7 protein-coding genes and 1 pseudogene are annotated in these 14,119 nt (G+C 67.5%); 4 read left to right on the top strand and 4 right to left on the bottom strand.

All coding sequences use genetic code 11. The features are described from left to right. Positions 1 to 82: 82 nt before the first annotated feature. Positions 83 to 1,174 (top strand): D-alanyl-D-alanine carboxypeptidase family protein, encoded by a 1,092-nt coding sequence (locus LNW72_RS01765; protein WP_250973671.1) that lies wholly within the window; start codon positions 83 to 85, stop codon positions 1,172 to 1,174. Between the two features lie 209 nt (positions 1,175 to 1,383). Then, positions 1,384 to 2,130: a hypothetical protein gene (locus tag LNW72_RS01760; protein ID WP_250973670.1), complete on the top strand. Its 747-nt coding sequence runs from the start codon at positions 1,384 to 1,386 to the stop codon at positions 2,128 to 2,130. 91 nt (positions 2,131 to 2,221) lie between these two features. On the opposite strand, the pseudogene LNW72_RS01755 reads toward LNW72_RS01760, so the two are convergent. The 3 genes and pseudogenes from LNW72_RS01755 to LNW72_RS01745 form a co-directional block, all read right to left on the bottom strand. Beyond that, positions 2,222 to 2,449: pseudogene (locus LNW72_RS01755) on the bottom strand (glycoside hydrolase family 27 protein); the annotation flags it as partial. Between the two features lie 116 nt (positions 2,450 to 2,565). Beyond that, positions 2,566 to 4,626, bottom strand: coding sequence for a phosphocholine-specific phospholipase C (locus LNW72_RS01750; RefSeq protein WP_250973669.1), 2,061 nt, complete (start codon positions 4,624 to 4,626; stop codon positions 2,566 to 2,568). A 429-nt stretch (positions 4,627 to 5,055) separates the two neighbouring features. Continuing rightward, on the bottom strand, positions 5,056 to 6,327 hold the full coding sequence (locus LNW72_RS01745; RefSeq protein ID WP_250973668.1) for an ROK family transcriptional regulator: 1,272 nt from the start codon (positions 6,325 to 6,327) through the stop codon (positions 5,056 to 5,058). Positions 6,328 to 7,444: 1,117 nt separating this feature from the next. Here LNW72_RS01745 and LNW72_RS01740 point away from each other — a divergent pair. Both LNW72_RS01740 and LNW72_RS01735 read left to right on the top strand, forming a co-directional pair. Beyond that, complete coding sequence (locus LNW72_RS01740; protein ID WP_374117109.1) at positions 7,445 to 9,931, top strand: RICIN domain-containing protein; 2,487 nt, start codon at positions 7,445 to 7,447, stop codon at positions 9,929 to 9,931. Positions 9,932 to 10,364: 433 nt separating this feature from the next. Then, a complete protein-coding gene (locus tag LNW72_RS01735; protein ID WP_250973666.1) occupies positions 10,365 to 10,703 on the top strand; it encodes an RICIN domain-containing protein in 339 nt (112 codons plus the stop codon). A gap of 458 nt (positions 10,704 to 11,161) precedes the next feature. Here the strand turns inward: LNW72_RS01735 and LNW72_RS01730 are convergent, their stop codons facing one another. Continuing rightward, complete coding sequence (locus LNW72_RS01730) at positions 11,162 to 13,861, bottom strand: RICIN domain-containing protein (RefSeq protein ID WP_250973665.1); 2,700 nt, start codon at positions 13,859 to 13,861, stop codon at positions 11,162 to 11,164. Positions 13,862 to 14,119 lie beyond the last annotated feature (258 nt).

The raw sequence follows: 14,119 nt of genomic DNA, 5'->3' as shown, positions 1-14,119 counted from the left end.
GCAGGCGGTCCGCCCTCTGCCGTCCCCAGCCCTTGTGCCCGGCGCCGCCACATCCTCGTACACCTTTGCAGGAACGTTCGGCATGCCCTGGCCCGCGAAGGGCCAGGGCGCCGTCCAGGTCCAGGGTGCGGGCAGGATCGGTACGTTCGGGGAACAGAAGCCCGTGCCGATCGCCAGCGTCGCCAAGGTGATGACGGCGTATGTACTCCTCAAGGAGCATCCGCTCAGGAGGGACGAGCCGGGGCCGATGATCGAGATCGACGCCAAGGCCGTCCAGGACGGCAACTCACCCGACGAGTCGCGCATCGAAGGTCTCACGGCCGGCACGGAGTTCAGCCAGCAGGACATGCTGAAGATGCTGATGATCCCGTCGGGCAACAACATCGCCCGGCTGCTGGCGCGCTGGGACACCCGGAGTGACAACGAGGCCGCGTTCGCACGGAAGATGAACGACGCCGCCAAGTCCCTCGGTATGAACGACACCGTGTACACCGATCCCAGCGGCCTGGACGCCAAGACCGTCAGCACGGCCGTCGACCAGCTCAAACTGGCCGAGGCGGTCATGAAGTTCGATGCTTTCCGGCCGGTCGTCGCGCTGCCGAACGCCACCGTCAAAGGGCTGCCGAAGCCGCTCAACAACAACAACGACCACCTCCTGCTGGCCGGTCTGAGCGTCAAGGGCATCAAGACCGGCTCCAACACCCCGGCCGGCGGCGCCCTGATGTGGGCCGCGTACAAGACCGTCGGCGACACGACGCCGCTGATCCTCGGCACGATGCTGGGCCAGCGCGCCGACGGCCCGGACCTCAACGGCGCCAACAGTCTCATCCTGGTCAAGGACAACAGCAAGAAGGTCATCGAGGCAGTGCGCGACGCGCTCACCTCAGCGGTCGCTGTCACCAAGGGCCAGGTCGTGGGTCATCTCGACGACGGGCTCGGACGGCAGGTCCCGCTCGTCGCCACCCGGGACCTCAAGGTCCTCGGCGTGCCGGGCCAGAAGCTGGAGCTACAGCTCACCGACAACGGCAGGCCCGTCCCCCACACGGCCCGGGCAGGCACCGAGGTGGCGATGCTCACGACCGGCAGCGGGCCGGACTCCCCGAAGGTCCCGGTCGCCCTCCAACAAGACCTCGCCGCGCCGGCCTTCGTGTCGAAGCTGACCCTCCTGGGATGACGTGCTGGGCCGGTGCGGGAGAGCCGTGGCCGAACTGTTCGCCGCGCGGGCGTCGTCACGGGGGTTTGGTCGGCCGGGGGTGTCGGGTCCTGTCGGAGCCTCACTGCTGATCCAATGTCCGCTGGGAAGGGAACAACCGGATCCCTGCGGCTTTCCCGTCGGGCGTCCTTGAGAGAACGGGCTCATCAGTGGACAGCATCACCCGAGTCGTGCGGGGCACCGCGAATGAACCGCTCGCCTACTACGAGGCGGAGTTCCGGGACGGTGTCCGCTGGGCGGAGGACCTGCGCCTGGCGGACGGCGCCAAGCCCTCCGACGCTGCCGAGCGGGTCATGGTGGCACTGGTGGGTTGGGGTGTCACGGCCCAGGCAGCACTGGCGTCGCAACTGGTGGGGCTGGGCGCGCGGGCGGTCCGCGAATTCGACACCTACACCCACGCGTTGGCGGCATCCCCGCAGCCGCCTGAACCGGTGCGCCTGCCCGACAACCTGGCGCCGCTCCCGGCGAGCGCCGTGGACCCGGGCAAGCTGCGAGCCGCGTACGAGGCGGCCTACCCGGCCAGGCACCCCGACCACGGCATGAGCACCTTCAAGGACCTGAAAGCGCTCATGGACGGCACCTTGATGGGGCCGTTGCTGCCCGCCAGCACCGTCCTGGTCGACACCGAACGCGACAGCTGCGTCGCCGCCGCACTCGCCCACGACTGCCCTGGCGCCCCACCCCTGGAAGGGCCATGGATCTCCGAGATCTTCCGCGACCCGGCCCCCGCCTACCGCACCGCGGGCGCCCTCCTGCTGCGCCGTGTCCTATGGCTGTCCGCCGAGGCCGGGCTCCCCGCCATCGGCCTCTCGGTCACCGGGGGCAACCACGCTGCCCGACTGTACGAAGCCGTCGGGTTCGTCCGGACCGAGCAGTGGGCGGACCTGCACATCGGTCCGCCGGCTGCATCACGTTGAGCGGGCCAGGCCGCCTTGCTCCGTCGGCCCCCTGGGGTCGGCGGGGTCCAGTCGGCGGGCAGGCCGGACTGGATGAGGACGGTGGCGAGGTTGTAGTGATCCTGGTTGGAGGCTTGCCCAGCAGGTCCTGGTCGACCGCGATCACGTCGGTGTTCTTCAGGATGGCCAGGGTGGCCGCGCTGGCGGTGCGCAGGTCACTGCCGATGAGCAGGGGAGCGGCCATCTCGGACCAGAGGCTGAAGTGAGTGCGGTACTCGGTATCGATCATGCTGGACCAGTTGTCGCTGATGTCACCGGTCGTCCGCCAGGAGTTGCCGATCGCGCGAATGCCATGAGGTCCTGCTCCTCCGTCCGGCGGTGGCACGCGCCGGCGACACCGACACCGACAGCCCGTCCCGGCACTTCGCCGATCTGTACGGCAACGTCAGCATCGCCCTAATCGGTGGCGGTGGCGGGGTCGCTGGTGCTGGGCGCACCGGTTTCGACGTGGCCGGCGAAGCGGCGGCGGTAGGCCGTGTCGGTGCTGGTGGTGACGGTGATGTCGTACCAGTGGTTGGCCGGGGCGACGCCCCAGTCGGGCACGGTCCGCGAGGCACCGGGGTTGAGGGTGTAGGTGTAGTGCTGAGTGGGGGCGTAGGCGTCGGTGGCGGTGAAGGTGACCGCCTGGGTGCCGGGGTTGCTGAAGGTGAGCGTGACGTGTCCGGTGCTCGGGTCGTGGCGGGCGGTCACTTCGGGGCCGATCTGGCCGACGGTGCCGGCGAGGCGGCGCAGGAAGCCGTTGGGCCCGTACGTGGAGAAGTCGTACCGGGAAGTGGCGCCGGGGAGCGCCCAGCTGTCGGTCAGCGTTTTGCCGGCATCGACGGTGTAGGTCCAGGGGCCGTCGGAGCGGACGGCGGAGGTGACGTGGAACGCGGCACCCACGGTTCCGAGGTTGGCGAAGGTGAACTGCATGCGCCCGTTCACCGCCTTGGTGTCGACGGCGAGGTTGTACGGCAGCGGGCGGGCGCCGCGCAGGCCGGCCTCCTGTTTCGGCAGGGCCGGGCTGGCGGGGGGCGTGGGCACGTAGTCGCCGTGGCGGTTGTGGTCGGGCGGGAGATAGGCGCCGGTGCCGGGCAGCGTGGGGATCGGTGTGGAGGAGCGGGTGAAGTCGAAGGCGGTGCTGAGGTCTCCGCAGACGGCGCGTCGCCAGGGCGAGATGTTGGGGTTGTGTACGCCGAAGCGCTTCTCGATGAACTGGACGATGGAGGTGTGGTCGAACGTCTGTGAGCACACCCAGCCGCCCGTGCTCCACGGCGAGATGGCCAGCAGCGGAACGCGCGGGCCGAGACCGAACTGGCCTGCGGAGTAGCTGCTGTTGCCGGCGAAGTTCTCGCCGGTGACGGCGGCGGTGGACAGGCCCTGGGCCGCGGAGGCGGGCGGAAAGGGAGCCACGACGTGGTCGAAGAAGCCGTCGTTCTCGTCGTAGGTGAGCAGGAGGACGGTCTTGCTCCACACGTCCGGGTCGGCGGTCAGCGCGTTCAGGACCTGCGAGACGTACCAGGCACCGTAATTGGCAGGCCAGTTGGGGTGTTCGCAGAAGGCCTCGGGGGCGGCGATCCAGGAGACCTGGGGGAGGGTGCCGTTGAGAACGTCGGCCTTGAGCCGGTCGAAGTAGCCCTCGCCGTTGGCGGCGCTGGTGCCGGTTCTGGCCCTGTCGTACAGCGGGCTGCCGGGCTGGGCGTTGCGGTACTGGTTGAAGTACAGCAGTGAGTTGTCGCCGTAGTTGCCGATGTAGGCGTCGCTGGTCCAGCCCCAGGAGCCCGCGGCGTTCAGGCCGGTGCCGGCGTCCTGGTAGACCTTCCAGGAGACACCGGCGCTCTGCAGGATTTCCGGGAAGGTCGTCCAGCCGTAGTCGCGCTCCTCGTTCCCGAGCACCGGGCCGCCGCCCTTGCCGTCGTTGCCCGCGTAACCGGTGTACAGGTAGTAGCGGTTGGGGTCGGTGGCGCTGAGCATCGAGCAGTGGTAGGCGTCGCAGATGGTGAACGCGTCCGCCAGGGCGTAGTGGTACGGGATGTCCTGCCGGTTGAGGTAGGCCATCGTGGTGGTGCTCTTGGCCGGGACCCAGTTGTTCCACTTTCCGTTGTTCCAGGCGCTGTGGGTGCCGGCCCAGCTGTGGTCGAGGTCCTGGAGGAACTGCATGCCCAGACGGCTGGCGGTGGGGTGGAAGGGCAGCGTCTCCCTTCCGGAGCCGTCCGCCTGATACCAGACCGCTTTGCCGCTCGGCAGCGTGACCGGGCGCGGATCACCGAAGCCCCGCACGCCCCGCAGCGTGCCGAAGTAGTGGTCGAATGAGCGGTTCTCCTGCATGAGCACCACGACGTGCTGCACGTCCTGCAGCGTGCCGGTCCCGGCCGCGGCCGGGATGGCCGCGGCGCGGGCGATCCCTGCGGACAGCGCGGACGCGGCGGCCGTTCCGCCGGCGAGTTGGAGGAACTTCCTGCGGTTGACAGAGGGCACGGCTCTTCTCCAGGGGTGGGGGGAGGCGCGGGGTACCCCGGATCACGCAAGGGCGATACGGAGACCGTGCGGCTGCCGGGCCCAGACGGCTACGCCGACGGCACAAGGGAAACCGATTCGCCACGGGGCTCACTGGCGCGCAGCACTGTGCAGATTGGTGATCAATTGCGTGATGTTTTACGCATATTCAATCATTCAGGCCTGGAAGGATGATGATGTACCTTCAGTGCCCTGTCAACCCTGCCGGATGGTCCTTCGGGGACGTCAAGAACGGGAAGGGGAAGTCCAACTCCTACTGGCGAAACAGGTCTTGACGGCGGCACGATCGCTGCTCAGGATTACTCGGGCTTGTGGACAAGGAAAGGGAGGAACATGGCCGGGGCCACCCACCGGGCATGGCGATCCATGACGCTTTGCGACGGGAGTCGATCAGGACTGCCGAATGCCGGGCGACACCGTCCCCCGCGTGGGATCACGGAAAACCGGCTGAAGGGCCAGTCCGGCGGCCCCGAGTGACGCCGCTCCGAAACCGAGTTTCGACGGGACGACTGCTGTCTGCGGCACCACTGGATGAATGAGGGCACGCTCGTCGAAGCGGCGCTGCAGCGCGGGGATCAGGTATTCCGCGAAGCGGGCGAAGTAGCCGCCCAGCACGATGACTCGCGGATTGAGGACATCGCTGAGGACTTCCAGACCCTTGCAGAGGCTGGCGGACACCTGATGGAGGGCGTCCAGGACCCGGGCGTCGCCGGCCTGGGCCCGTGCGTACAGCTCATCGAGACGTTCCTCGATGGGGCGCAGCGCGTCACGGACGGGATCGTCGGCGTCTGCCGCCTGATCCAGCAGGGCCTGCATTCCGACCTGGGTCTCCCAGCAGCCGTGCCGGCCACAGACGCAGGCGACATCGGGAGGTCCGAGGGGCGTGTGGCCGATCTCCCCGGCGAATCCCGCGGATCCCCTGAGGAGTCGTCCGTTCGCGATGATTCCGCCGCCGACCCCGCGCTCGCCGGTGAGCAACAGGAGGTCCGTGACCCCGTCACGGGCGTACTGAGCCAGCTCGGCGACCGAGGCCGCGCGGGCGTCGTTCTCCACTTCGATCGCGGGGGTGGGCCGGCCCAGGCGCTGACGCAGCATTGAGGTGACGGGGACGTCGTGCCAGCCGAGGTTGGCGGCGAACCGCACGATGCCTTTCTCGACATCGACGACGCCTGGCGTCGCCACGACGACCCTGAGCAGGTCGATCTGTCGATCCGCGGTGTCGTTCAGACAGCTCTGGATGAGTTCGGCAGTCGTGTCCATGACCTGCTCGACCGGCATCCGGCCGACATCGAGGGGCTTTTCCGCACGAAAGACGGTCTTTCCCGGGAGATCGAGTGCCACCGCCCGGACATAGGTGCTGCTGATCTCGACTCCCAGGCCGCACACGCCGCGTCCGTCGAGCTCGACCTGCTGGCTCGGGCGACCGATGCCGCGGCTCGCGGTGAATCCGGCCTCGCGCACCAGCCTGCGGTCCAGGAGCTCCAGGACCAGAGCCGAGACAGTGGCCTTCGGCAGTCCCGTCTCCCTGCCGATCTGACTCCGCGACCTGGCCCCGTGGTCGCGGAGCAGTCGCAGGATGGCACCCAGATTGGACCGGCGTACGGACGCCACATGGTTCGCCTCGACACTCACTTCGTCGGCAGCGGGTCTATCGCGTGGCATGGGGAGCCTTCCTCGTTTCGGAACGCGGCGGACGGCGATCGCTCCGCCGGCCGCACCGGGCCTGCCGACCCGAGGGCATCGCAGAACTCGGCGTCGACCATCTGGAGAGGCATCGACCCTCAGGCGGTGGCGTTTCGGGAGTGCGGGCGGATGCTGACGGGGACGACATTTCACCGAATGTCGGTACTCACCCCTTGACGTGAGCGTGCGTGGGTACGCAGGCTTGCGTGCGAATTAGTTCGCACTTTAGTCGAACTAACTCAACCCAGCAAGAAGCCCTCCTGTGGAGATGGGCCCGCGCCGTCGCGACCGGCTTCGAATCCGTCGGCTGCCTGGTCCGGACCCTGCCCTCCAGGCCACTGCCGTCCGCTTCCACGGCCGGCCGGACCTCACTACCGCCCTCAGCGAAGGATCAAGAGGCGAGGCCTCCTGGGGAAGGGGACTGGTTCGACGAATGAGGCCTGTCCGAGCCGTGAGGCGCTGCCCGCGAGCTGCGCCTGGCCGTCTTGCTCGCAGTGGTTCCAGTGATGTTTGACCAGTTACCAGTTCGCACAATATCGAGCATCGACTGGGGGATTGGCCGGCGGAGGCGATGCCTGACGAGGTGAGATCGGGCCCTCTTCACTCCGTCCTTTACCGGGAACTCGCCGGTAATGTCTGCCTTTTCGACAAATGTGAGCCGGTGAGGCCGTCCTGATAACCGGGAAGATTCCAGACAAAAGCGCAGTTATGACGCGCCATGACGCGCTGTGCACGCCATCTGCTCGTGCTCTGTTCATTTCTGCTTGAAACTGTTGACACGCAAGCATGGGCGGTGGATTATTCCAGCCGAGCACAGCCATCCGAGTGGACGACGTTGCTCCGCCCAGGCCGACCGTGATCGACGCGACATCGGAGATGGCGGCATCCCCGGCTGTCGGCGACGGCACGCAGGCGAGACGCGGGCGGCGGCAGAACTCCCGTGCAGTGGTTGAGGAATGGCACCACAGCAGGCCGGTCACGCGACACAGCCGATCATTCCGGCGTCGCCCTGTCCGACGCCGGCGCGGGCCGAGGGTTACGGATCTTTCGCTTCCGGCGCCGCCGGAACCGCACACTCCCAGAGAAGGGACCACCCATGTCACGCCTCCGAAGAGCGCTCATGGGCGTCACCGCAACCGCCGCCCTCATAGCAGTGGGCACCATGGGGTCCACCGCGTCGGCCCTCCCGCCCGGCGCCACCTACTCGGTCTCGGTCGGATCGACGGGCTCCTACGCGTATCCGACCGACACCTCCGCGATCCCCTACATCGACAAGGACGGCACGTTCTACTTCCAGCAGTCCGTCGCGGACTACGGTGCGAGCGCCCCGCGGACCTGGGATTTCTTCACCGGTACGAACTTCGATGACGCCACGCGGTCGAGTGCGATCAGCAACGCGGTGAACCCGGCGAACTCGAACGACCGGAACAACGACACGACCTGGCGCTGCAACAACAGCCCGACCGGCGTGACGGCGACCGCCGCGCCCGCGGGCTCCGGTTACTCCCAGAAGAACTACTGCGATCTGACCGGGGTGTGGGTCGACCCGGACACCGGTGACTGGTACGGCCTGGTGCACAACGAGTTCACCCCGCAGCCGTTCGGCGACGGCCTGCACTACGACGCGATCGACTACGCGCGCTCGACGAACCAGGGCAAGGTCTGGAACATCCTGGGCCACGCCATCACCACGCCCTACAGCACCACGCGGGGCGACACCACGGCGTTCCCGAACCAGACGTACGACTACGGCGACGGCGACCAACGGCTCTTCGTCGACACCGCGTCCGGCTACTTCTACGCCACGTACGGCTCGCGCATCGTGGACAAGGGCGGTAGCTGGAAGGCGTTCTATTCGCATGTGGCCCGCTCTCCCATCTCCTCCAAGATGGCGGCCGGCTCCTGGCAGAAGTGGTACAACGGCTCCTGGTCGCAGCCCGGACTGGGTGGCCAGGAAAGCAACATGGTGCCGACCTCCACCAACAGCAGCGGATACACCCCGGCCGCGCAGGAGTACAACCCGGCCAACACCGGCACGGTGGACCAGCAGGTCGCGGCCGGCACGATGCCGCCGACCTCACCGCTGTTCGTCATGGACATCACCTACAACGCCTATCTGGGCCTGTACATCGGTGAACCGCAGGCGGTCGACCAGAGTGGCAACGCCCCGCAGCAGTACTACGCCACCGACAACCTCGCCACCCAGAAGTGGACGCTGATCGGCAACTCCGGCGGCTACACCGGCGCCTCGTGGTACCGGTGGTTCCTGGACGGCGTGAACAAGACCAGTTCCACCATCGTCGGCAAGAACTTCCGCTCGTATTGCTCCATCTCGTGCCCGGGCGGCGGCGACGGCAACTACCTGAACCTCACGATCAACTCGAACTCCCCGGCGCCCTCACCGGTCGATCCGTCGAAGACCTACACGATCGGCAACGGGTCCGGCCGGGTGCTCGCCCAGAGCTCCGGCAGTTCGGCGACCACCTCCGTGGCCTCCGCGACCGGCTCCGGCCTGGAAGCGTGGAGCTTTACCAGCAACGGCGACGGCTCCTTCAGGATCACCAACGCGTCCACCGGCCAGGCGCTGGGCGTCGACTCCAACTCGACGGCCAACCGTGCCTGGGCGACCAAGCCCACGGTGACGAACCTCGGATCCGGCCCCACCGTCGGGCAGCAGTGGTTCATCATCCCCGGCAAGAACACCTCCGGCGGTGCGACCGGCGCCTACCGGCTGGTGAACCGCTACAGCGGACTCGTCCTGGGACTGTCCTCGGACTCCGGCCGGCTCGCTGAGACCACGCCGACCCGCGCCTGGACCAACGGCACGGGCAACTCCGTCGGAGGATCGCGAACCGCGGCGGAGCAGACCCTGACCCTGACGCAGGCGGGTTCTTCGGGTGCTGAGTCGGTGGGTGTGTCGAACCCGGGTGGGCAGAGCAGCACGGTGAACACTGCGGTGTCCTTGCAGATCAACGGCTCCGACTCGCAGGGCAAGGCGCTGACGTACTCCGCCACGGGTCTGCCGGCCGGACTGTCCATCAACTCCTCGGGGCGGATCACTGGCATGCCGACCGCGACCGGTACGTCGAACGTCACGGTCACCGCGACCTCCGGTACCGCCAGCGGCTCGACGTCGTTCAGCTGGACCGTGAACCCGGTCGGCAGTGGCAACCTCAACGGCACCCACACCCTGACCGCGTCCGGCAAGGCACTGGACAACCCCGGCGGCTCCACCACCACCGGAACCCAACTCATCACCTGGACACCCAACGGCGGAACCAACCAGAACTGGACCTTCACCCAGCAACCCGACGGCTCCTACACCATCACCAACAACGCCTCCCACCTGTGCGCCGACGACTCCGGTAACGGCACCACCCCCGGCACCCCCGTCATCCAATGGACCTGCAACAGCGGGGCCGTCAACCAGCACTGGACCGCAACCAAACTCCCCACCGGCACCTACACCCTCACCAACAACCGCAGCGGACTCCTCCTCACCACCGCCAACACCACCGACGGCGCCCTCACCACCCAACAAACCAACACCAACACCCCCCTCCAACAATGGACCATCAACTGACGAACGACCCACGTCACAAGCCCCACGAGAACCACCGGCCCTGCCCGCGTCCAGGGGACCCCCTGACGCTGCCGGCCTTCGCCTGACCTGTACGGCGACGGCCTGCGGCCCCGCAACCGGCGGCCCCTGACCTGACCCAGGGGCCGCCACCCACGTCACCTCCTGCCCGCCCCACCGGAAGGAAGGACACCTCATGTCCGAGCGCACCGTCCCGTACCCCCGGCCTTCAGTGACGACACCCCGGAAATGACGCGACGCGCCGTACTGCGAACCGCGTCCGGCATCGGAGCTCTGCTCGCACTCTCCTCGCTGCCGGAGTTCACCGCACGCGCGGCCGGTCCGGTCCGGCCCACCGCGGTCTCGCTCGTCCCCGACCGTGCACGGCAGAGTCGGCGCGGCCACCACTGTCGTGGCGGGGTCGTGGAGCCAGGCCGTGACCATTCCGTCCGGCGGCTCGGTCACGCTTCAGCCCGGTTCGACCACTCCCCCGGTCACGGTCTTCCAGATCGTCAACCGGCGCAGCGGCAAGGCCATCGACGTCGCCGAAGCCTCCACCGACCAGGGCGCTCAGCTCATCCAGTACACCCCGCACACCGGCGCCAACCAGCGGTTCAGCTGTACTCCCGGCACCGGCCGGCCCACCACGGTCACCTGCACGAACAGCTCGCTGGTCTGGGACGTCAGCGGCGGCTCGACAGCCGCCGGTGCCAAGATCATCCAGTGGACCCCCAACGGGGGCGCCAACCAGCAGTGGCAGCTCATCCCGGGCTGAGACGTACAACGCAACCCCACCGGCAGGCGCGGACCGGTCCGCGCCTGCCGGTGGGGTTTCTGCGGGTGCGCCGATGACGATGTGCCTGCTCGGGTTCAGCACCGCCGTGCGGGCCCGCGACCGTGCCCGTGAGCAGTCAGAAAGGCGAGCACGGCCGCGTAACCGGCAGCCGTGGTCGGGAATTCGGCGTGGGCAAGGTGGCGACCGCGGTGAGTGATCACACCAACGTGAAGGGTCTCGGCGTGGGAGACAACCCCACCGATCGCCATGCGAGCGGTGCTGTCGGCGACAACTGTTCCTGTCATTGCGGACCTTGGCGACGTCGGCCCAGCCCCTTGGCGGACAGGAGTGGGGGCGGTCGTACGTGATCGTCTGTTGAGAACGCCTGAAGCCTGCCGCAGCGAGTGGTCCTCGCTGCCGCAGGTCAGGTCGTGCGGGTGGTGCGGATCAGTCGTTCGTCAGTTGATGGTCCATTGTTGGAGGGGGGTGTTGGTGTTGGTTTGTTGGGTGGTGAGGGCGCCGTCGGTGGTGTTGGCGGTGGTGAGGAGGAGTCCGCTGCGGTTGTTGGTGAGGGTGTAGGTGCCGGTGGGGAGTTTGGTTGCGGTCCAGTGCTGGTTGACGGCCCCGCTGTTGCAGGTCCATTGGATGACGGGGGTGCCGGGGGTGGTGCCGTTACCGGAGTCGTCGGCGCACAGGTGGGAGGCGTTGTTGGTGATGGTGTAGGAGCCGTCGGGTTGCTGGGTGAAGGTCCAGTTCTGGTTGGTTCCGCCGTTGGGTGTCCAGGTGATGAGTTGGGTTCCGGTGGTGGTGGAGCCGCCGGGGTTGTCCAGTGCCTTGCCGGACGCGGTCAGGGTGTGGGTGCCGTTGAGGTTGCCACTGCCGACCGGGTTCACGGTCCAGCTGAACGACGTCGAGCCGCTGGCGGTACCGGAGGTCGCGGTGACCGTGACGTTCGACGTACCGGTCGCGGTGGGTGTGCCGGTGATCCGCCCCGAGGAGTTGATGGACAGTCCGGCCGGCAGGCCCGTGGCGGAGTACGTCAGCGCCTTGCCCTGCGAGTCGGAGCCGTTGATCTGCAAGGACACCGCGGTGTTCACCGTGCTGCTCTGCCCACCCGGGTTCGACACACCCACCGACTCAGCACCGCCGCCACCAGTGGTGACCGAGAAGTTGTCGAACTGGTCCGTCTGGTAGCCGACGACGCCCAGGCCGGCGTACCCGGAGGCGTAGGAGCTGTCGTTCGCGCTGCCGACGGTGGAGCCGTCGATCCTGGCCGAGATGGTGCTTCCCTGGAACGTCAGGGCGATGGTGTGCCATTGACCGGTGCCCAGTGCGCCGGCATTTCCGCTGGCCAGGGTGGTGAAGTTCCAGCTCTGGTCGCTCTTGAGGATGGACCAGGCGCCGTTGCTGCCGACGCGCAAGTGGTACGCGTTGAGGCCGTTGTTGTTCTTGTTCTGCTGGTTCAGACGCCCGATCACTTCTACGCTGCCGGCCTGTTCGAACAAGGTGTCCGTGCTGACCGTGTAGTTGCTCCAGTTCTGGTCGCCCATGAACGTGTAGGGGGCGTTGTAGGGCTCGTCCGTCCAGCGGATCGGTGTGGTGGGTGCCATCTGCCGCACGCACTGACCGTTGCGTCCGCCGCCGCAGGCCACTCGGGCGAAGGCGCCGTTCATGTCGGTGAAGTACTTCGGCGAGGTGCTGGCTGCCGCGGTGTCGAAGGTCTCGGAGTAGGGCAGTTGCAGGGAGGTGGAGCCCGGCGAGGTGGCGGTCCCCTTGCCCTGCCCTGAGGTTGTGGTGACGCTGTAGACGTAGCCCGGCTGGAGGGTCAGGGAGTAGCTGCCGCCCGACGGGGTCACATCCGGCTGCCGGACGAAGTAGTCGGCGGAGTTGCCCGAGTTCAGGTTGGTGGCCCATACGTGGACCGTTCCGGTGGACAGGCCGCCGGCGATCGTGAAGGTGGCGGTCTGGGACGACGTGGCGTCCATGGTCTCGATGATGCTGCTGTAGTCGGTGTTGTTGGGCGACTTCAGCGACACGTAGCTGCCGTTGGTACGGTTTCCGCCCAGGTAGCCGCTTGCCGAGTCGATGTAGTGCCATCCGGGCTGGGCGAACTGTGTGGTCTGGGCCGTGACCCAAGTCGTCCTGCCGATGTTGTACGCACCCGACCAGGGCTGATTCGCGAGGGCCAGCCCGTCAGTGGAGAAGTAGAGGTTCGGGTACAGCGCCGCGACGACCGGCCAGTTGAAGTACGCGGTCATCTTGCCGTCGATGTAGTCGCGGTTGATCGCCCGCGCGACCGCGTTCGCGCCGCTGTTGTAGTCCTGCGAGCCGTTCTCGCTCGCCCACAGCGGCTTGCCCAGGTTCCGCGCGGTGGACGTGCTAGGGCAGGACGTGTAGGCGCCCAGGTAGCCGCAGGGGTAGTGGGCGCCGACGACATCGACCGCGTTCTTGAACGCCGGGTCCGAGGCCATGGTGTCCGCGACACCCCAATCGCTGTCCGCACCGACGACTTTGGTAGCGGGGCTCGTCGAGTTGAGGGCCGACTTGAGGTTCTTGTACCAGCCGGTGTCGTAGTTCCGCTCGTTCCATCCGCCGAGGTAGTCGACCGCCAGGCCGTGACCCTTGGCGCAGCCGATCCAGGACATCAGGTAGTTGATCGTGTTCTGGGACCAGAAGTTCCCGCCGATCCACCCCGGAGCGCCCCAGGCCAGCCCGGCGATCTTGATGTTGGGATTGCGGGCCTTGGCCTGCGCCATCAGCCACCACTCGTAGCCCTGGTTGCAGTCCACGACGCCCGCGGAGTGCTCGATGCTGGGCTCGGCTCCGTCGGTCGAGTTGGTGTCGCCCCCGATCTCGACCTTGAGGATCTGCAGCGCGGCACCGTAGCCGGGCTTGAACAAGTAGTCCAGGACCTGGGTTCGCTGCGGTTCCGGGTAGTCGATGAGCAGGCGTGAGTTCCCGCCACCGCCACTGATCGCGCCTATCCCGTCGAACGCCAGGCCCTGCTTCGTGCCGTTGACCGTGATCGCGGTGGACGTGCCCGCCGCGTGGGCTGCCGGCGGGCGCCACAGTCCCGTCAGGCCGAGGAGCACCAGGGCCAATGCCACGCCCACCGCGACCATGCCGTGGGCTTGCCGGACATTCCAGGACTGGAACATGGAACCCAACCTCCTAGGTTGGCCCCGCGATCCGGGGCGGGAAGCGAGAGGGTTGACCGCACAGGAACCCAGATCGCTGCTGATCAAATCTGATTGGTTACGGCTGCTGCGGGAGCGTATACGCAACAAAGAGCCCCGTCTACGAAACTTCGGACACAGAAATCATCAGAAATAAACACGGGTGTCTTTGTCGACGCCATCGATCCCGGCAGGGGCCTGTTACTCGTGGGTCCGAGAACGCCGACGGCCCGGAGCGGT

This window comes from Streptomyces sp. RKAG293 (assembly GCF_023701745.1).
Taxonomy (GTDB): domain Bacteria; phylum Actinomycetota; class Actinomycetes; order Streptomycetales; family Streptomycetaceae; genus Actinacidiphila.
The sequence above is the reverse complement of the archived record's forward strand: the minus strand, read 5'-3'. Positions and strand labels throughout refer to the sequence as shown.

What these genes read in the sequence shown, in the direction of transcription:
- LNW72_RS01765 (WP_250973671.1), top strand. Translation starts at nt 83, where the DNA reads ATGCCCTGGCCCGCGAAGGGCCAGGGCGCCGTCCAGGTCCAGGGTGCG.
- LNW72_RS01730 (WP_250973665.1), bottom strand. Translation starts at nt 13,861, where the DNA reads ATGTTCCAGTCCTGGAATGTCCGGCAAGCCCACGGCATGGTCGCGGTG.
- LNW72_RS01745 (WP_250973668.1), bottom strand. Translation starts at nt 6,327, where the DNA reads ATGCCACGCGATAGACCCGCTGCCGACGAAGTGAGTGTCGAGGCGAAC.
- LNW72_RS01740 (WP_374117109.1), top strand. Translation starts at nt 7,445, where the DNA reads ATGTCACGCCTCCGAAGAGCGCTCATGGGCGTCACCGCAACCGCCGCC.